Genomic DNA, 19,157 nt, shown 5'->3' with positions numbered 1-19,157 from the left:
AGAGACGCAATGGATGCGGCAGGCGGCTGTTGCGCGGCGTGCCTCGCGGTGCATGCGCTTAAAGGTGTATCGGCATGCACGGCGGTGGGCCTACCGATGCGGCCACGGTATGCTGCGCGCCTTCATGTTTTGAGAGCTCCGCGTTGAACGCATTGCCGCTGCGCATCCTGGGCACCGGGCGCCATGTTCCGGCGACGGAAGTGACATCGCGCCAGTTGGACGAGCGCTGGCAGTTGCCGGCCGGAACCACGTTCGCGCGTCTCGGCGTGGAGACGCGCCATTACGTGGGCGAGGGCGAGACCGCATCGTCGATGGGGGCAGCCGCTGCACAGCAGGCCTTGGCCAGCGCCGGGCTCGATGCCAGCCGGATCGATTGCCTGATCTCCGCCTGCAGCGTCATGGAGCAGCCGATTCCCTGCCAGGCGGTGCTGATCCAGCGCGCGCTCGGCCTCGGCGATTCGGGCATCCCCGCATTCGACGTCAATGCAACCTGCCTCAGTTTTCTGGTGGCCCTGGACATGGCGGCCAACACACTGGCGCTAGGTCGCTACGAGCGCGTGCTGATCGTCTCCAGCGAAGTCGCATCGGCCGGGCTGGATGCGGCGACGCCGGCCACGGCCGGCTTGTTCGGCGATGGCGCAGCCGCAGTGGTCGTTGGACGCAGCGACGCAGGGCAGGGCTCGGCGCTGCTCTCCAGCCGGCTGTCCAGCTATGGCAATGGCGCCGAGCTGTGCCGCATTCGCGGCGGTGGCACGCGTTACCCGCATGGCGAAGACAGCGCGCCCGATGCCTCGCGCGTGTTCTGCATGGATGGACGCGGCGCCTACCGTTTCGCCGCACGGCATCTGCCGGCGTTTTGGGAACAGCTGCTGCACGAGGCCGGCACCGCCACCGCAGCCTTGCGTTGCCTGGTACCGCACCAGGCTTCCGGCGGCGGCCTGGATCATGTGGTGCAGACCTTGGGACTGCGCCCCGAACAGGTGGTGCGCATCCTGCAACACACGGGTAACCAGGTCGCCGCGTCGTTGCCGCATGCGCTGCATCACGCACGCGTCGACCTGGGCCTGCAGCGTGGCGATCTGGTCGCGCTGCTCGGCACCGGGGCAGGGCTTGCCATCGGCGGCATGGTGTTGCGTTACTGATGCCGGTCCGCGTGTCGCTCGAGCTGCTGCGCGTGGGCCACTGCCGCCATTGCGAACGCATGGTGCGTGCAGATGGTCACTGGCATGCGGTGGAATTCCCCGCACTGAGCGTGCTGATCCGGCATCCGCAGCGTGGCGCGCTGTTGTACGACACCGGCTATGCCGCGCATTTTTTTCGTGCCACCGATCCCTGGCCGGAGCGCCTGTACCGCTGGACCACGCCAGTCAGCTTGCCCGCCGACCAAACCCTGGGCGCGCAGTTGAACAAACGTGGCGTATCGCTGGATGACATCGCCTGGTGCCTGATTTCGCACTTCCACGCCGACCATGTCGGCGGCCTGCGCGATCTGCCCAATGCGCGCTTTCTCTGCCTGCGCGCGGATTACCAGCAGCTGCGCAGCTGTTCGCGCATGGGTGGGTTGCGCCGCGCCTTGCTGCCGCAGCTGCTGCCGGACGACTTCGACCAGCGGCTGCAGTTTGCCGACCAGGCACCGCAGCGCGCGTTGACTGGAGCCTGGCAGGAGCTCGGCCCGCCCTACGATCTGTTCGAGGACGGCAGCGTGCTCGCGGTATCGCTACCCGGGCACGTGCCCGGCCAGATGGGACTGTGGGTACGCGACCAGCACGACCGCGAGGTGTTGCTGTGTGCGGACGCGGTATGGTCCTCGGCCACCTGGGCCACGCTGCAATGGCCGGCCTGGCCCACGCGTCTGCTGATGCACGACTGGCACGCATTCCAGCACACCGTGCATCGCTTGCACGCCTTGTCGCACGCCCATCCGGAACTGGTCATCCTGCCTTCGCATTGCCAGCCGAGTCTTGACCGATATCAACCGGAGTGGCGATGAGCCTGCGCATTCTCGTGACCGGCGCGTCCGGTTTTGTCGGTGGTGCATTCCTGCGGCGCTTTCAGGGGCAGCCGGGCGTCGAGATTCACGGTATCGGCCGCCGCGCCAGCGACCTGCCCAACTACCATCGCATCGATCTGAGCCAGGCCTTCTCGCTGGACTGGCAACCGGATGTGGTGATTCATGCAGCTGCGTTGGCCTCGCCGTGGGGCACGCGTGCGCAGTTTCAGCGGCACAATGTCCAGGCCACCGCCAACCTCATCGACTTCTGCAAGCGCAACGGCTGCCCGCGCCTGCTATATGTCTCCTCCAGTTCGGTGTTCTATCGCGAAGCGCATCAATACGGCCTGGATGAAGACAGCCCGATCGGCCCGGCGTTCGTCAATACATACGCACAAACCAAATATCTTGGCGAGACGTTGCTGGATGACTATCCCGGGGAAAAGAGCGTGTTGCGCCCGCGTGCGGTGTTCGGGCCCGGCGACACGGTGCTGTTTCCGCGCGTGATCGCCGCCGCGCGCAAGGGTGCATTGCCGCGTTTCGTTGGCCAGACCCAGCCGGTGATCGGCGACCTGATCTATATCGATACGCTGTGCGATTACCTGTACCGCGCGGCCACCGCGCCGCAGTTGCAGGCTGCTTACAATCTCACCAACGCACACCCGGTGGACCTGCAGCAGTTGTTGTTGGAGGTGCTGGCGCGCCTGCAGCTGCCGTTGCCACGGCGCGAGGTGCGCATCGGCACCGCATTGCGCATGGCCAGCGTGGTGGAAGCGGTGTATCGCGGGCTGCGGCTGCGGGGCGAGCCGCCGATCACGCGCTTCGGCGTTGGCGTGTTCGCATATTCCAAGACCTTCGATCCGCGCCGCACGCTTGCCGATCTGGGCCCGCCCAGCGTCGGCCTGGACGAGGGCGTGGACGCCTTCGTGCGCTGGCAGGCAGCGCAGTGGACCTGATCGTTCCCATCCTGGCGGCGTTGTATCTGGCCGTGCTGCTGGTCAAGACGGCGGCCGTGCTGTGGGTGATGCGTGGCGAACGTGCGAGGCCGGCGCGCCGTGCCGTTGCCACGCCGGCCGAGGTGGCGATCCTGCAGCCTATTCTTGGTGGCGATGCGCATTTGCAAGAGGTGCTTGTTGCCAACGCGCAGGCATTGCCGCAGGCGCAGTTCGTCTGGTTGCTGGATGCCGACGATGGCCCGGGAAACGCCGCTGCCGCTGCTGTCGTTGCGCAATATCCGCAGCTGCGGATCGCGCGCATTCTCGTGCCCGCGGCGCCACCAGGCATCAACCCCAAGGCCTGGAAACTCGATTACGCGCTGCCGCACATCGATGCGCCTGTCAGCCTGATTCTCGACGACGATGCGCACCTCGGCGGCCATGCGCTGTCGCAGCTGTTGTCGGACCTCACGCATGCCGATGTGGTCACCGCACTGCCGTATTACCGCGACAGCGCCACGCTGGCCGGGCGCCTGTTGGCGCAGTTCGTCAACAACAATGCCGCGCTCACGTACTTGGGCTGGCTGCCATTCGCAGCGCCGCTGACCATCAATGGCATGTGCTATGCCGCGCGCACCGAACAGCTGCGCAGCTGGGGTGGATTTACTGCATTGCTGGAGCAGCTGACCGACGATCTGGCCTTCGCCACCCTGGTGCGCGACCGCGGCGGGCGGCTCTGGCAATCCACTGCGCCGGTGGCGATGCGTACCGCCATGCCCGACCTGCGTGGCTATGTGCGCCAGATGCATCGCTGGATGCTGTTCGCATCGATCCTGCTAGGCCGTCAACGCCTGCACGTACGCAGTGCCATCGGCGTGTTGCAGGGGCTGCCGCCGTTGCTGCTGGTGGCCATGCTGGTCTGCGCTTGCGTGCAGCACACCTGGCCGGCTGCACTCTGCGTGTTGATTGTCTTGCTGGTGCGCGCGCTGCTGCTGTGCGCTGTGCAATGGCGCGTCACCGGCGCCGTTCGCCACCGCCTGCTGGTGTCGCTATGCGCCGAATGCCTGCAGCCGCTGCATCTGCTGCACGCAGCGCTGGTGCGCACGATCCGCTGGCGCACGCGGCGTTACCGCGTGCTACCGAATGGGTGCTTTCGTGCGGAGTGAGTCGGTGCCGCTGCAGATCGCCTTCCTCACCGGGCAAAGCGATCCGGCAAGCTGCGCCTTGAGTGCGGAGCAGGGCGCATTTCTGCAACAGCTGCAGGGCGCAGGCCGGCAGCTGCTGGATTGCAATTACCCGTACCACCGCAACGGCGCGCCGCACCGGCGTACGCCGTTGTGGCGTGCCTGCCTCTCCAATGCACGGCAGTATCTTGCGGCCCGACATGCCCGCCTTGCCGAAGCCGATCGCAAGCGTGTCCATGCGCTGCTGGATCAGGCGCCGATGACGCTGCTTCTTGCCGGCAGCTGCGGACTGCAGCTGTTGACCGCATTGCAGTTGCCGGATGCGCTGCGTGCACGCCTGGCGGTTTTTGCGTACGGCCCAGTGTGTCATGCGCCCTCAGTGTTCGGCCAGCTGCGCGTGGTACAGGGCCGCAGCGACTGGATCTCTCGAACACTGTTCGATGGGCAGGTCGATGCCAGACCTGCGTGCGGACACATGGCGTACCTGCGCAACGCCGAGGTGCTTGCCGAGTGCCAGCGCTTTGTCGCGCAGATCGAACGAATGCGACAGGGCGCAGCGCATGCGCATTGATCTGATCGCACCGCCCTACAGCGGCCATTTGCATCCCATCCTGGCGATCGCGCAACAGCTCACCGCGCAGCACGAGGTCTGCGTCATCAGCACGCCTGCTGCGCGGGCGCACATCGAGGCATGTGGGCTCGCCGCTGCCAGCGTGCTGGATGCGCATGCCGATCGCTTGCTGCTTTCCATCGCCAACCCGCCGCATGCAGTGGGCCACAACCCCGTGCGCCTGCGTCGGCAGTTGCACAACGCACTCAGGCTCATGGCGCAGCTCGGCGAAGCGCTGCAGCAGCGCTGGCGCGCGCGGCGGCCGGATCTGGTGATCGTCGACTTCACCCTGCCCAGCGCAGGACTGGCCGCACAGACGATGGGCATTGCCTGGTGGACCAGCATGCCGTCGCCATGCGTGATCGAAACCACGGATGGGCCGCCCGCATACTTTGGCGGGTTGCTGCCTGCGACCACGCCCTTGCAGCGTGTTCTGGCATGCAGCGGCACGCCGGCTCACACGTGGCTTCAAACGGACCCTGCACCTTTGCTATCGGCGCCAGATGCGCGCGTGCGGGTTGCCGGCAATCTATCGACGCGATCGCAGCGAGGCGGTGTATTCGCCGCAGTGCATCCTGGCCCTGGGAGTCCCGTCGTTCGAGCTGGCGCAACGCTGGCCGACGGCCGTGCGCTTTGTCGGGCCGCAGTTGTGCACGCCGCCTTCGTCGGTGCCGGCGCCCACCTTTGTCGACGGTCGCCGGCATGTGCTGGTGACGCTGGGCACGCATCTGCAATGGGTCAAGCAGCGCATGGATGGCGTGCTGCGTGCGCTGGCGCCGCAGTTCCCGGAGGTGGTCTTCCATTTCAGCGACGGCGACACCGGCGCTTCGCCGCAGCCGGGGCAGGGCAACTATCAGCGGCTGCCCTATGTGGATTACGCCCAGCACCTGCACCGCTACGCCTTGGTGATCCATCACGGCGGTGCCGGCATTCTCTACGCCTGCCTCGCCGCGGGATTGCCGGCCATCGTCTACCCGCTGGATTACGACCAGTTCGATCACGCCGCGCGCCTGCAGGTGGCAGGTGCTGCCTGGTGGTTGCGCGATCTGGATGGCTTGCCGGCGTTGCTGCGTCAGGCGCTCGGCGCCGGCGAGGTGCCACACGGCGTGCGTCGCCTGCAGGCGGCGCTACAACTGATCCAATCGCAGGCGCGCATCGCGCAGCTGGTGGAGGGTTTCGCGCGTACTGGCGCGGTGCCGCCAGTGTAATGCGGCGCGCGCCACAACGAATCTGTTGGCGCGCTCAGCCTGCCGCAGCGTTCAACGCAGGCGTCTTGCTGGTCATCAGCTGCGGCCAGCGCTTGAGCACGGCGGCGCGAATGCCGGCCTGGTCGATGCCGGCCTCGGCCAGCAGGTCTTCGCGGCTGGCGTGATGCTGGAAGCTGTCCGGCAGGCCCAGGTGCAGCATCGGCATGGTAATGGCTTCGGCGTTGAGCAGTTCCGACACGCCAGCACCTGCGCCGCCGGCAACCACGTTGTCTTCGATGGTGACGAAGCCGTCGTGGGTTTTTGCGAGCTCCAGCAGCATCGCCTTGTCCAGCGGCTTGACGAAGCGCATGTTCACGACCGTCAGCCCCAGTTCGCGGCCGACCGCCTCTGCCGCATCCACCGTCGCGCCGAAGCCGAGCAGGGCAATGCGGGTGCCGCTGTGGCGCAGCTGCGCCTTGCCGATCGGCAGGGTGGCCAGCGAGGCATCGAGCGCCACACCCGGGCCGGTGCCGCGCGGGTAGCGCACCGCTGCCGGGCCCTGGTACTGCACGCCGGTGCTCAGCATCTGACGGCATTCGGCCTCATCGGCCGGCGCCATCACCACCATGTGCGGCACGCAGCGCAGGAAGCTCAGATCCAGATTGCCGGCATGGGTGGCGCCATCCGGGCCGACCACGCCGCCGCGATCGATCGCAAACAGCACATCCAGTTGCTGCACCGCCACGTCGTGCACCAGTTGGTCGTAGCCGCGCTGCAGGAAGGTGGAATAGATCGCGACCACCGGCTTGGCGCCCTGGGTCGCCATGCCAGCGGCCAGCGTCACCGCGTGCTGCTCGGCAATGGCCACATCGAAATAGCGCTGCGGATATTCCTTACTGAAGCGCACCAGGCCCGAGCCCTCGCGCATCGCCGGCGTGATCACCAACAGCTTGGGTTCGGCGGCGGCCATGTCGCAGACCCAGTCGCTGAAGACGTCGGTATAGGTCGGCTTCTTGGCGCCGGCCTTTGCCACCAGGCCCTTGCTCGGATCGAACGGGCCAACGGCGTGATAACCGATCTGATCGCCTTCGGCCAGCTCGTAGCCCTTGCCCTTGGTGGTGATGACGTGCAGCAGCTGCGGGCCCTTGAGCGTCTGCAGGGTCTTCAGTGCGCCAACCAGGCTGGGCAGGTCGTGGCCATCGATCGGGCCGGTGTAATGGAAGCCCATTTCCTCGAACAGCGTGGACGGCACGAACATGCCTTTCCAGTGTTCTTCCCAACGCCGCACGAAACGCGCGGTAGGGTTGTTCTTCTTGTCGCCGAGGATCTTCTTGCCGCCTTCGCGGATCGCATTGAGCGTGCGGCTGCCGCTGGCGCGCCCCAGCATCTTGGTCAACCCGCCCACTGCTTCGGAGATCGACATGCGGTTGTCGTTGAGGATCACCAGCAGATTCGGTTCCGGGTCCATGCCGCCAGCGTGGTTCAGCGCTTCGTAGACCATGCCGGCGGTCATCGCGCCGTCGCCGATCACCGCCACCACCTTGCGGTCGTCGCCGTTGCGCTGCGCAGCGATGGCCATGCCGAGCGCGGCCGAGATCGAGGTCGACGAATGGCCCACGCCGAAGGTGTCGTAGATGCTCTCTTCGCGCTTGGGAAACGGCGCCACGCCGTCCTTTTGCTTGACCGTGTGGATCTGGTCGCGCCGGCCGGTGAGGATCTTGTGCGGGTAGGTCTGATGCCCGACGTCCCACACCAGTTGATCCACCGGCGTCTGATACAGGTAGTGCAGGGCGACGGTGAGCTCGATCACGCCCAGGCCGGCCGCGAAGTGCCCACCGCTCTTGCCCACCGATTCGATCAGATAGGAGCGCAGTTCTTCGGCGATCGCGGTCAGCTCGGCTTCGTCGAAGCGGCGCAGATCGTCGGGAGTCTGGATGCGGGACAGGCGCGGATAGCGGGTGGTGTCGATCATCATCGTGTCAATCTTCTGAAGCCGTATTGTCCTCCCCATGCGAAGGCCCGGCAAGCAAACCGGTTCAGCTGTCAGCGGGAAGTGATGGGCACACGCACCGTCACGCCTGGCGCGCGCGATGCTTACCCACACCTGCGGCAATCTGCCGCACCGTTCGATGGACCGATTGCCCCGAGTCCTCTAGATCACTTGGCCCTCGCCTGCGTGGGATGGGACACTCGGCCGTGTCCGGGTGCCTCATGCGTTGGATCGCCGTGGCCGGGTTCGATGTCACGTCGGACCCCGTGCGCCAGTGGAGCCGCCAGCGCTGCGGCGCGAGTGGGGCAACCGCACGCGCATCCAGGCCCAAGCGCCCGTGGTTGTCTTGGCACTCGGCCGAAGGGTGGCGCGGCCACTCACCAGCCGGCAGGCGCAACGCGTGGCCAGCCGGCTTACAGCGACAGCTTGGAGCGTTTGGGCAGTTGCGCGCGCAAAAAGGCCATCTGATCGGACAGGATGTTGCGGTTGGACAGGATCAGGTGCTCGATCCAGCTCGGCCGATAGGGCACTGCCAGCAGCGGCATATGCGCCTGTTGCGGCGTGCGGTTGGCCTTGCGCGAATTGCACTGGAAGCAGGCGGTCACCACGTTTTCCCAACTGTCGCGACCGCCTTTGGACACCGGCATGACGTGGTCGCGGGTCAGGTGCGGGCGGCTGAAATGCTGGCCGCAATACATGCACAGCTGCGAATCGCGCGCGAACAACGCGGTGTTGCTGAGGGTCGGGGTCGGGTCCAGCGCGCGCGACCGGGCATGCCCGCGCGCGGCGATGATGGGGTGCAGTTCCAGCGTGCTGCGCTCGCCGGTCAGCCGCGAGATGCCGCCGTGGATCTGCATGCATGGCTCGCCCAGCGTCCACGACACCGCATCGCGGGCGTACAGGCAGGCAGCGTCTTGCCAGTTGATCCAGTCCAGCACGCGGCCATGCGCATCGAGCGACAGCAGGCGAAGCGTGGGGAGTTGGTGGATTGCGGCGACAGCGCTGCCCGCGTCCGGGGCAGCGCTGCCTCCGGGGACGATCACATCACGAACGTGCGTGTCTGTCTCCATCGGGAAAACAGCTTATACCCGATCGTTGACAGTTTGTGTATCGCAGCGAACGGCGTTGGCGCGTGTCCTCAAAGCACTGGCTCGGCAAGTCCCGTTGCCCGCTATTGCGTGCCGCCGCGTTGCGGAATCGCTCATCGAACGCAGTGATGGCGTTGGTGATCCGTAGGAGCGCACCCGGGCGCGAGGCTTTGTCGAGCGATACCGCTCTGTCGCGGCCAGGTCCGCTCCTGCGACAGCGGCAGGATTCCGCGGCGTGAGCCGTAGGAGCGCACCCGGCGCGAGGCGCTCAGCCTTCGCCGAACAGCTCCGCTTCCAGGGTCATCAGCGGTGCGGCGCCGCTGCGGATGGCGGCGGCATGGGTCAGGGTGCGCGGCAGGATGCGGGCAAAGTAGAACCGCGCCGTCTCCCGCTTGGCGCGCTTGAAGTCCTCGCTGTGCGCGGAGGCATCGGCAGCGGCCACGCTGCGCGCCCACCAGTACGCCAGCACCACGTAGCCCGAATAAAACAGGTAGTCGTGGCTGGCCGCGCCCAGTTCGTCCGGGTTGCGCGCGGCGCGGTCGAGCACATCGCGGGTCAGCATCGCCCATTCGCTGCACTTGTCGCGCAGCGGCTTGATGAACTCGGCCAGCGCAGCGTTGCCGTCCTGGGCGTTGGCGAAGGTTTCCACATCGGCCAGGAAGAGCTTTAGCCCGGCGGCCTGGCTGGCGGCGGTCTTGCGGCCGATCAGGTCCAGCGCCTGGATGCCGGTGGTGCCTTCGTAGATGGTGGTGATGCGCGCATCGCGGGCCAGCTGCTCCATGCCGTATTCGCGGATGTAGCCGTGGCCGCCGAAGCACTGCAGCGCGTGGTAGGTGTTCTCGATCGACCATTCGGTCTGGCAGGCCTTGGAGATCGGGGTGAGGAAGCTCACCAGGGTCTCGGCGTCGGCGCGTTCGCGTTCGCTCTCGCCGCGATGGGCGACGTCGACCAGGCTGGCCGCATGCAACGCGAGCAGGCGGCTGCCTTCGGTCAGCGACTTGATGGTCAGCAACATGCGGCGCACGTCCGGGTGCACGATGATCGGGTCGGCCGGCTTGTCCGGGAATTTGGCCCCGCTGAGCGCCCGCGATTGCAACCGCTCGCGGCTGTAGCGCAGGGCGTTCTGGTAGGCGCGCTCGGACAACCCGATGCCTTGCAGGCCCACGCTCAGGCGTGCGGTATTCATCATCGTAAACATCGCCTGCAGTCCCTTGTGGGGCTGGCCGACCAGGTAGCCTTGCGCGCCCTCGAAGTTCATCACGCAGGTGACCGAGCCCTTGATGCCCATCTTGTGCTCGATGGAGCCGCAATGCAGCGCATTGCGCTCGCCCACGCTGCCGTCGCGGCCCACCTTGAACTTGGGGGTGACGAACAGCGAGATGCCCTTGGCGCCGGCCGGTGCGTCCGGCAGCTTGGCCAGTACCAGGTGCACGATGTTGTCGGTGAGGTCGTGCTCGCCGGCGGTGATGAAGATCTTGGTGCCGGTGATGGCGTAGCTGCCATCGGGATTGGGTTCGGCGCGGGTCTTGAGCAGGCCCAGGTCGGTGCCGCAATGCGGTTCGGTCAGGCACATGGTGCCGGTCCAGCGGCCGTCGATCAGGGGTTTGAGGAAGACGTCCTGCTGCCAGGTCTCGCCGTGCTGGCGCAGGGCTTCCATCGCGCCATGCGACAGCAGCGGAAAGTTGCCCCAGGCCAGGTTGGCGGCGTTGATCATTTCGCTCAGCGGCACGCCCAGCGTGTGCGGCATGCCCTGGCCGCCGAATTGCGGTTCGGCGGTGAGCCCGTTCCAGCCGCCTTCCACGAATTGATCGTAGGCGGCGCGGAAGCCGGGCGGGGTGGTCACTGCGTGCGTGCTCTTGTCGAACGCGCAACCGATCTCGTCGCCCACGCTGTTGAGCGGCGCCAGCACTTGCGAGGTGAAGCGGCCGGCCTCTTCGAGGACGGCGTCGATGATGTCGGTGCTGGCCTCGGTGTAGCCGAGCCGGGCGAACAGGGCGTGCGCGCCGAGCACGTCGTGCAGGGCAAAGCGGAAATCGGTCAGCGGGGCGGTATAGCTGCTCATGCGGGATCCTTGGAAGCGGGTACGGGAGGCGTGCGCATTAGCGCAGCACGCCGTTGAGGCCGGGAGCCGGGCTGAGCGTATTGCGCGATTCCACACTGAACTCGCGTTGTTTCTTGTCCTGTGGGGTCGCCCAGACCGTGCCCTTGAGCGTGTACGGGAACGAGCGGCCGCCGGCCAGCACGTCGGCCGCGGTGATGCGGCCCAGCGAGGTGGGTTGCACGGTGACGGTGACCACGTCTGCGGTTTCCGGGCCGATCGACATGCCCACGGCCTGGTCGAGCTTGCCGGCCGGTTGATCGCCGGCAGAGATTTCCAGTGCCACGCGTTCGAACTGCATCGGGATGCTGCTGTAGTTCTGCAGGCGCAGGTCCACCGACCAGGAGCCGTCGGCACGCACGGTCAGTTGCTGGATGCTGGCGGCCGGCTCGGACACCCGGCGGACTGCGCCGCCGCAGGCGCTCAGCAGCAGCCCGCAGGCCAGCGACACAAGAAGAAGGCGATAGGCACGACGCATGGACTCGGGTCCTTGGCGGAATGAGGCGGCGCCAAGAATACTACGCAGTACGGTCGCCGCTCCCGAGTGCGCGAAGCGCGGGTGCCGAATCATTACGCCAGGTGATACGCAGCCTCACAATAACGGCGCGGCCACAATCAACGGCGACAGGTCGTAGCCCATCTCGGTCGCCTGCGCCTTGAGCCGTTCCAGTTGCGCGCGCTGCATCTGTGGCGAGCGCGACAGGATCCACAGGTACTTGCGATCCGGCTCGCCGACCACCGCCCATTGGTAATCCGGGTCGAGCGCGATCACCCAATAGTCGGCCCACACCAGCGGCAACCAACCCAGCCACTCGGGAGCAAAGCGCACCTGCAACTGCCCGGGCTGGCCGGCGACCGGGCGCGCCACGCCGTCGGCCTGGGTCAGGCTGCCATCGGCGGTGCGGCAGCCATTGCGCACGCCGATCAAGCCATCGTCGCGCAAGGTGTAGCTGGCGGTAATGTCGCTGCGGCACTTTTTCTGGAACGACACCGGCAGGTGCGCAATCTCATGCCACTGGCCGGCATAGCGCGAGATGTCCAGCTGCGGTACCGCGCGCACCGGTTGTTGCGCAAACGCTGTCAGCGGCAGCAGGGCGACGAACGACAACAGCAGGCGGGGCAGGCGCATGACAATCTCCGGTGAACGCGCGCAGGCTAGGCCATGTCGCCGGCCGCGCGGCGTGAAGCGGTGCAAGAATCGCGGCCCCCCACGGCGGCCGGCAACAAAGTTGCTCGCAACGCTTGCCCAAACTGCGCCTGCTCGCTATAGTGCGCGTCCTCGCAACGCAGGCATCGTGTTGCAGGTTAAGTGGCCGAGTAGCTCAGTTGGTAGAGCAGGGGATTGAAAATCCCCGTGTCGGCGGTTCGATTCCGTCCTCGGCCACCATATCCAAGCCTTCGTTCGCAAGGCTTCCCGGTTCTCACCGGATCTGTTGTTCCTCCGTCACTGCCTCGATCTTGCGCGCGCTGCGCAGTCTTTGTGCTGCATGCGCGCGTGCTTGCGCTGACGTGATCCAGCGTGGACGCAGACTCGCGCGTTGGTTCGGCCACCCGTTCATCCGCGTAGGTCCTATGTGCACGCAATGCAATCGATTTCGACGTGGTCTTCAAATGCGCATGGCGATACTGCGCGCATGACGCACAAGACACTTCGACGCACCCTGATCCACGGTTACTGCGGTGAATTCCGCGTGGAGACCCTGGAAAGCCAGGCGCCTGGCGCGACGCTGTGGCTTTCCACCGCGTTCGTCTACCACCGTGACCGTGCCGCGCCCGTGGCCACGATCGAGGGCGCAGGGCAGGGCGAATACCGGGGCGACGCACGCGAGCAGGCGCTGCGCGTCGGTTCTTGTCTGGCGGAGTTTCTGGACCCCAAGGAATACCGCAGCTGCGAGAGGCAGAGTGGCTGAATCGCGGGCTCTCGCATGCGCTTGGAGAGCGTAGGCGGCGGGACCGTTGTTGATGGGGGAACAGGACAGGCTGGCGTCGCGCCGCGCGATGCCTCGCATGAACTCAGTACCTGCTACGCGTGCCCAAGTGAGCGCGCCCACGCATGTCGTGCCTACAGCAACACCACATTGTGCAAATGCGTTTGAAGGCCCTTGCGCAAAATCTGGTAGCAATCGCGATCGAAGTCGCCGGGTGCGGTCTTCAGTTTGCGGGCCGCAGCCAGCGAGGTGGCGCTGCCCAGATAGTGCCAGTTGCGCAGCACGTGAAACTGACGCAACTGCTTGCCCTCTTCCTTCAACGCCACCGCGCCCGGAAACGGCCAGACGGCCTGTTCCAGATGCTCAAGGGCGGCGCGTAAACGCATCTCGTGGTCGCCCAGCGATTCGGCGCCATGGCAGGCACCGGCACAGCGCTTCAACATGGCGCGGAAACACGGGCGACCATCGGTGGCGCGTTCCAGGCCGAGCAGCCCGTAGCAAAGGCGGTCGCGATCGGCCAGCCGCCGCAGCGCTTCCTGGGCGGCGCGTGGGCTGGAATAGAGCCCATACAGCCACGGTATGACCGCCGGGTCGCGCTCGGCCGAATGCACGATGGACACGTCGCCGCAATACAGCCGGATCGAAAACTGACGCGGGACGCGCCGCAGCTTCTGGTTGTACAGCGGGCGCATCGATTTGATGAGCTGCGATTCCAGCAGCTGCGCACCGAGATCGCCGGCCATTTCGAACACGCTGATGCGACGGGTCTGGCGCAATAGCGAGGCTTCGCGTGGCGTGCGGAAGTGATCCATCACCCGCACCCGCAAGTTGACGCTCTTGCCGATATACAACGGCAGTTCGCTGTCCTGGCCGTGGAAGAGATACACCCCGGCAGTCGTCGGCAAGGTTTCGAGCGTGCTGCGCAAATGGTCGGGGTAGGCGTATTCGACCGCACCGAGCCCGCGGCGAACGCGTTCACTGCGTGCCACGGCGGACCTTGGTCTGCTGCTGCGTCAGTGGATCGACGCGTGCGCAACCATCCAGGGGGCCTGGCGCTGCTGCATGCACGGTGGGGTGCGAGTGTGTGCGGAACATCCTGGTCATCGGGCGGCAGCGTGCCGATGTGCTGTCGCATCAGCTGAGACGCCGCCCGATTCTTGAAAAGAACGCGCTTCCGGAAAGAGCTGCGGCCCTTGCGGAAGCGCCTTGGTACCTGCCGTGTTGCGCAGCTCAGCGGTTGTTGCCGCCACCGCTCGCCTGGCCGCCCTTCTTGCCGGCCTCGCGTGCTTCTTCCGAGGTGAACTCGTGGGCGTTGCCGCTTTCGTGGGCCGCCTTGCCGCCCTTGGAAGCGATTTCGCGCTGCTTGTCTTCGTCCATCGAAGCAAAGCCGCGGTTGCTGGTGCCACCCTTGTTGTCGTTCTGATTTGCCATTGCAGATTCTCACTCGTCGGTTGGGGAATGCACCACTGGACGCCGTGGTGCAGGGCCAGCATCGCGGTGGAGGCATCAATCGGACGTGGGGATTTCGACAGCCGGGCGTGAGCCAGCAAGCGGGCTTGAGGAGCGATCTTCACTGGCGAAAAACGCGGTGTGGCGACGCAATGCGGCAGACGCTCGACAGGATTGCGGCTCCATCGCGCGCGTGCGCCGAATGGCATGCGGCGACCGTGCGACGACACGCCCCTAGGTGTTGCGCGCCGATGCCGGCGCGCGGGGCAGGAGCGGCCGGCTATGCTGGCAGCCCCGACGCAGACCAGGACACCGCGATGACGACACGATGCCGATGGTGGGCAACCGTGCTGGCAACGACCGCGACGCTGGCCATGTCAGCCGGCGCCGCCACGCTGCCCGCCGGTGCTGCCAGACTGTTACCTGCCGGGCAGTCGGTGATGAGTGTCGCTAGCGCCGATCTCACCGGCGATGGCCGCCAGGATTACGTGGTTGCGTTGCGTGCATCCGCAGAACAAACGCTGCGCGGCCCTGGCCATGCAGCACCGCCGCGTACCCTGCTGGTGCTGGTTGCAAACGCCGGCGGTGGGTTTGTGGAAGCCGCGCGCAACACGCGGGTGATCTTCAACGCCGACGAAGGCGGGCAGTGCGATCCATTTCTGGACAGCGACCAGGGCCTGGTCGCGAAGGGCGCGTATTTCACCGTGCAAAACGCGGTGGCGTGCGGACAACACTGGACCGACTACATCACCTTTCGTTACGACCGCCGCCGCGGCGTCTTCGTGTTCCACAAGCGCGTGATCGAAGCATGGGAAATGAACACCCAGGACACGCCCGATGCCCAAGCGCTGCGCCTGAGCGAGCACAAGGAAATTGCCGCCGACCCGCGTAAGCCGGTCCTGCTCTCTGCCTATACGCCTGCACCGTGACGGCGCTATCGCAGCGCATCCGGTTCGATGGCGGGCGCGGCCGTACGGGAAAGGCTCATGGATGTGACGAATCGCCTCACCGGACCCAACTAGACTGTAGCCACGGGAATGGCCCCGCGGAGAACATCACTTGAACGATCCCGGTCACGGAGAGCTGCGGGCGCCTCAGATCAGCGACACACGCGGCCTGCCTGTCGAGAAGCACCGCTCGGACATTTTCTTTGCCGCAGTGGAAACCACGCGCATGCCGATGACGGTGACCGACCCCCATCTTCCGGATAACCCCATCGTGTTCGCCAACCGCGCGTTCCTGGAGATGACCGGCTATGCCGCCGATGAGGTCATCGGCAACAACTGCCGTTTCCTGCAGGGGCCCGAGACCGATCCGGCCAGCATCAGCGATGTGCGCGCATCGATCGAAAGCCGCAGCGAATTTGCCACCGAGGTGCTGAACTACCGCAAGGACGGCTCCTCGTTCTGGAATGCGCTTTTCATCTCGCCGGTGTTCGACGACAAGGGCAACCTGGTCTATTTCTTCGGCTCGCAATTGGATGTGAGCCGGCGACGCGATGCCGAAGATGCGCTGCGCCAGGCGCAGAAGATGGAAGCGCTGGGCCAGCTGACCGGCGGCATCGCGCACGATTTCAACAATCTGCTGCAGGTGATGTCTGGACATCTGGAAGTGATCCAGATGATGGCCAGCGCCGGCGCGGGGAATGCCGAGCGGATTGCCTTCAGTGCCGAACACGCGGCGGCCGCCGCTGCCAAGGCGGCCACCTTGACCCAGCAATTGCTGGCGTTTTCGCGCAAGCAGAAACTGCGCGGGCGGGTCGTGAACCTCAACGGGCTGGTGGCCGGCATGACCAACATGGCCGAGCGCGCGCTGGGGGGCGGCGTCACCCTGCGCCAGACGCTGGAAGAAGGGCTGTGGAACTGCCAGATCGACACCACCCAGGCAGAGGTGGCGCTGTTGAATGTGTTGATCAATGCGCGCGACGCGATGGCGCAGGCAGAACGCAAGGAAGTCACGGTGCAGACCCAGAACGTGGAGATCTCAGGCCACGACCTGGCGATGTATCACCAGCTGTCCCCGGGCCGCTACGTCAGCATCGCCGTGACCGACACCGGCTCGGGCATGCCGCCGGAGGTGGTCAGCCGGGTGATGGAACCGTTCTTCACCACCAAGGAGGAAGGGCAGGGCACCGGCCTTGGCCTGTCGATGGTGTACGGCTTCGTCAAGCAGTCTGGCGGCACCGTGCGCATCTATAGCGAGGTGGGCGAAGGCACCACGGTGCGGCTGTATTTCCCCGCCTCCAGCGAATTCGAAAACGATTTGCAGGCCGCCAAGAGCCGCGCCATCGACAAGGGGGGCAACGAAACCATCCTGGTGGTGGAAGACAAGCAGGACGTGGCGGTGGTGGCGCGGATGTTTCTGGAAAACGCCGGTTACCGCGTCCTGTCTGCATCCAGCGGACGCGAGGCGGTGGAGATCCTGGAGAAGACCCTGCAGGTGGATGCGCTGTTCACCGACCTGATCATGCCCGGCGGTATGAACGGGGTGATGCTCGCCCGTGAGGCGCGCCGCATGTTGCCGAAGATCAAGATATTGCTCACCACCGGCTACGCCGATGCGAGCATCCAGCGCACCGATGTGGGCGGCGCCGAATTCGATGTGGTCGACAAACCCTACACGCAGAAGGAACTGCTCAAGCGCATCCGCATGTTGCTGGATGGGCCGACCGGGGTTGGTTGAGGCCGGCAGACCGCCAGTGCGATGCCGCTGCGGCATCGCACTGCAGCCGCGATTGCAGTTTCAAGATTGCGTCAGTTCGCCAGCGCGGCGCCCGCAGCCGCAGGCGTGGGGAGCAGCCTGGCAGCCGTGAGGCCCGCGGAGCTGGGCGCCTGTCGCCTCCGCCAGATCACCCGCGTTCTGCACGGGGCGTTGGCCAGATCACCAGGCTTGTCTTGCGGCGAGAACATCCAGGCCACATCGGTGAATAGCACGTCGGTGAGTGGCTGGCCGTTCCGGCACGCGCTGCACCACAGGCAGGTTCCCGCGATCACTCCCGAAAACGCACTGGTCCCGTAAAGGCAGTCACTACTGCTGCCGATCCCACCTCCGCGCGCTCAGTCACCCACCGGCGCCACATAACCTTCGGGTTTGTCGGCATTGCGCTCGAACAGGAACTTCTGCAGTTCGGCTTCGAGAAAGGCGCGGTGTTTTGGGTCGCGCGGCGACAGCCGGTTTTCGTTGATCAGCATGGTCTGATGCGCCAGCCACGCTTGCCAGGCGGTCTTGCCGATCTGCGCGAAAATGCGCTGGCCGAGCTCGCCCGGATACGGCACGAAATCCAGGCCTTCGGCGTCGCTTTGCTGGTAGTGGCAGAACACGGTGCGGGACATGCGGATTCCTTTGGGACACGCGTTTACAGCGCGTCGAGCAACTTGCGGATCGGCGCCGGCAGGCCCAGCGATGCAAGATCGGCAGGCGCTACCCAGCGTAGATCGTCATTGTCGCCCACCGCCGGACGTAGCGCGACCTTGCGCAGGCGCAAGGGCTGCAAATGCAGCCGGTAGTGGCTGAAGGTGTGCACGATCGGCGGCATCTCGTCGGCGCGCTCGTAGTTGCCGTCGATATGCGCTGCGAACCAGGCGCGCATGCCGCTGTGGGTATCGGCCTGCGGCAGCGTCCACAGCGCGGCCCAGATGCCGGTTGGCGGGCGTCGCTGCAGCAGGATGTGGCCCTCGGCATTCTGCAGCAGCAGCGCAGTGGCCTCGCGTTCGGGCAGCTGCTTGCCGGGCTTGGGAGTGGGCAATGCCTCGACCAGGCCATCGCGGCGTGCGATGCAATCGGTCTGCAGCGGGCACAGCACGCAGGCGGGCTTGGCGCGCGTGCACAGCGTGGCGCCGAAATCCATCTGCGCCTGGGTGTAGTCGGCCAGGCGGCCAGCCGGGACATGCGCAACATGGCTGGTGGCCAGTTGCCATAACTGTTTTTCGATCGCCGGCAGGCCGGGATACCCGGCAATGCCGTGGAAGCGGGCGAGCACGCGTTTGACGTTGCCGTCCATGATCGCGAAGCGATCATTCCAGGCCTGGCTCAGGATCGCGCCTGCCGTGCTGCGGCCGATGCCCGGCAGCGCAAGCAGTGCATCGAAGTCGCGCGGCAATTGCCCACCGTGCAGCGCGACGCATTGCTTGGCGGCGGCATGCAGATTGCGCGCGCGGGCGTAGTAGCCCAGTCCGGCCCACTGCGCCATCACGGTGTCGTTGTCGGCCGCCGCCAGATCGGCCAGCGCGGGGAAGCGCGCCATGAACTTGTGGAAATACGGAATGACCACCGCCACCTGGGTCTGCTGCAGCATGATTTCCGACAGCCACACCCGGTAGGGCGTGCGTGGGTGCTGCCAGGGCAGATCATGGCGGCCATGGCCGTCGAACCAGTGCAACAGGCGGTCGACAAAGGCATCGGCGGAGGGAGTGGCGTGGTCGGCTGGCATGAGCTTTGCGGGCGATGGACGCGAGGCGAGAGTGGCGGGACGGGGGAGTGGATCTGCTGCGCGTGTCGTCCCTTCGCTACAGCGCAAACGTCATTCCGCCCAGGCACCGTTCGCAGAAAGATCCTTCATCGCCAGCCCGATGCGGTGGTGTCGGCGCATGGGAGCAGGCCGCTGACGCATCCGCGCGACCTTGCCTTCAGCGTCCTGCGCGCAAGGGCTGGGCAACCTCCAGGACGCATCTTGCCTGCAACCAATCGCATGGCACCCGC

At 66.0% G+C, this 19,157-nt stretch carries 17 protein-coding genes, 1 tRNA gene and 1 pseudogene; 10 read left to right on the top strand and 9 right to left on the bottom strand.

The window, feature by feature from the left end; translation table 11 throughout:
- The first annotated feature begins 143 nt into the window (after positions 1-143).
- From HLH45_RS17355 to HLH45_RS17330, 6 genes and pseudogenes are all read left to right on the top strand, one after another.
- Complete coding sequence (locus tag HLH45_RS17355) at positions 144-1,142, top strand: 3-oxoacyl-[acyl-carrier-protein] synthase III C-terminal domain-containing protein (protein ID WP_008574546.1); 999 nt, start codon at positions 144-146, stop codon at positions 1,140-1,142.
- Positions 1,142-1,990, top strand: a complete 849-nt coding sequence (locus HLH45_RS17350) for an MBL fold metallo-hydrolase (RefSeq protein WP_008574545.1) — start codon at positions 1,142-1,144, stop codon at positions 1,988-1,990. Before HLH45_RS17355 ends, HLH45_RS17350 begins: the two co-directional genes overlap by 1 nt.
- On the top strand, positions 1,987-2,946 hold the full coding sequence (locus tag HLH45_RS17345) for an NAD-dependent epimerase/dehydratase family protein (RefSeq protein ID WP_008574543.1): 960 nt from the start codon (positions 1,987-1,989) through the stop codon (positions 2,944-2,946). Before HLH45_RS17350 ends, HLH45_RS17345 begins: the two co-directional genes overlap by 4 nt.
- On the top strand, positions 2,937-4,091 hold the full coding sequence (locus HLH45_RS17340) for a glycosyltransferase (protein WP_046931934.1): 1,155 nt from the start codon (positions 2,937-2,939) through the stop codon (positions 4,089-4,091). The genes HLH45_RS17345 and HLH45_RS17340 overlap by 10 nt, the downstream gene beginning before the upstream one ends.
- Positions 4,069-4,680, top strand: a complete 612-nt coding sequence (locus HLH45_RS17335; RefSeq protein WP_008571392.1) for a hypothetical protein — start codon at positions 4,069-4,071, stop codon at positions 4,678-4,680. Before HLH45_RS17340 ends, HLH45_RS17335 begins: the two co-directional genes overlap by 23 nt.
- Positions 4,670-5,927, top strand: a pseudogene (locus tag HLH45_RS17330) (glycosyltransferase). Before HLH45_RS17335 ends, HLH45_RS17330 begins: the two are co-directional and overlap by 11 nt.
- A 34-nt stretch (positions 5,928-5,961) precedes the next feature.
- Here HLH45_RS17330 and dxs read toward each other — a convergent pair.
- The 5 genes from dxs to HLH45_RS17305 all read right to left on the bottom strand — a co-directional run bounded on the left by dxs (position 5,962) and on the right by HLH45_RS17305 (position 12,211).
- Positions 5,962-7,878, bottom strand: a complete 1,917-nt coding sequence (dxs, locus tag HLH45_RS17325) for a 1-deoxy-D-xylulose-5-phosphate synthase (protein ID WP_011347886.1) — start codon at positions 7,876-7,878, stop codon at positions 5,962-5,964.
- Positions 7,879-8,309: 431 nt separating this feature from the next.
- The gene (locus tag HLH45_RS17320; protein WP_008571389.1) at positions 8,310-8,966 is read right to left on the bottom strand and encodes an HNH endonuclease; all 657 of its coding nucleotides are present in this window, start codon (positions 8,964-8,966) and stop codon (positions 8,310-8,312) included.
- A gap of 286 nt (positions 8,967-9,252) precedes the next feature.
- Entirely contained in the window at positions 9,253-11,046 is a 1,794-nt protein-coding gene (locus HLH45_RS17315) for an acyl-CoA dehydrogenase C-terminal domain-containing protein (RefSeq protein WP_008571388.1), read from the bottom strand.
- 37 nt (positions 11,047-11,083) lie between these two features.
- The gene (locus HLH45_RS17310; protein ID WP_008571387.1) at positions 11,084-11,560 is read right to left on the bottom strand and encodes an LEA/WHy family protein; all 477 of its coding nucleotides are present in this window, start codon (positions 11,558-11,560) and stop codon (positions 11,084-11,086) included.
- Between the two features lie 114 nt (positions 11,561-11,674).
- The gene (locus HLH45_RS17305; RefSeq protein ID WP_008571386.1) at positions 11,675-12,211 is read right to left on the bottom strand and encodes a lipocalin family protein; all 537 of its coding nucleotides are present in this window, start codon (positions 12,209-12,211) and stop codon (positions 11,675-11,677) included.
- Between the two features lie 182 nt (positions 12,212-12,393).
- On the opposite strand from HLH45_RS17305, the gene HLH45_RS17300 reads away from it, so the two are divergent.
- Positions 12,394-12,469, top strand: a tRNA-Phe gene (locus tag HLH45_RS17300).
- 247 nt (positions 12,470-12,716) lie between these two features.
- A complete protein-coding gene (locus HLH45_RS17295) occupies positions 12,717-12,992 on the top strand; it encodes a hypothetical protein (protein WP_005914051.1) in 276 nt (91 codons plus the stop codon).
- Positions 12,993-13,144: 152 nt separating this feature from the next.
- On the opposite strand, the gene cho is transcribed toward HLH45_RS17295, so the two are convergent.
- Together cho and HLH45_RS17285 are read right to left on the bottom strand one after the other, a co-directional pair.
- Entirely contained in the window at positions 13,145-13,999 is an 855-nt protein-coding gene (gene cho, locus HLH45_RS17290; RefSeq protein ID WP_074053093.1) for an excinuclease Cho, read from the bottom strand.
- Between the two features lie 241 nt (positions 14,000-14,240).
- The gene (locus HLH45_RS17285) at positions 14,241-14,441 is read right to left on the bottom strand and encodes a KGG domain-containing protein (protein WP_005914053.1); all 201 of its coding nucleotides are present in this window, start codon (positions 14,439-14,441) and stop codon (positions 14,241-14,243) included.
- A gap of 335 nt (positions 14,442-14,776) precedes the next feature.
- Here HLH45_RS17285 and HLH45_RS17280 point away from each other — a divergent pair, with 335 nt between their 5' ends.
- Both HLH45_RS17280 and HLH45_RS17275 read left to right on the top strand, forming a co-directional pair.
- On the top strand, positions 14,777-15,388 hold the full coding sequence (locus HLH45_RS17280; protein WP_077708967.1) for an FG-GAP repeat domain-containing protein: 612 nt from the start codon (positions 14,777-14,779) through the stop codon (positions 15,386-15,388).
- Positions 15,389-15,518: 130 nt separating this feature from the next.
- Positions 15,519-17,141, top strand: coding sequence for a hybrid sensor histidine kinase/response regulator (locus tag HLH45_RS17275; RefSeq protein ID WP_008571382.1), 1,623 nt, complete (start codon positions 15,519-15,521; stop codon positions 17,139-17,141).
- 374 nt (positions 17,142-17,515) lie between these two features.
- Here HLH45_RS17275 and HLH45_RS17270 read toward each other — a convergent pair whose 3' ends face one another.
- Both HLH45_RS17270 and mutY read right to left on the bottom strand, forming a co-directional pair.
- Entirely contained in the window at positions 17,516-17,791 is a 276-nt protein-coding gene (locus tag HLH45_RS17270; protein ID WP_008571381.1) for an oxidative damage protection protein, read from the bottom strand.
- A gap of 23 nt (positions 17,792-17,814) precedes the next feature.
- The gene (gene mutY / locus HLH45_RS17265) at positions 17,815-18,888 is read right to left on the bottom strand and encodes an A/G-specific adenine glycosylase (protein ID WP_008571380.1); all 1,074 of its coding nucleotides are present in this window, start codon (positions 18,886-18,888) and stop codon (positions 17,815-17,817) included.
- Positions 18,889-19,157 lie beyond the last annotated feature (269 nt).

Source organism: Xanthomonas euvesicatoria, from assembly GCF_013112235.1.
Lineage (GTDB): Bacteria > Pseudomonadota > Gammaproteobacteria > Xanthomonadales > Xanthomonadaceae > Xanthomonas > Xanthomonas euvesicatoria.
The sequence above is the reverse complement of the archived record's forward strand: the minus strand, read 5'-3'. Positions and strand labels throughout refer to the sequence as shown.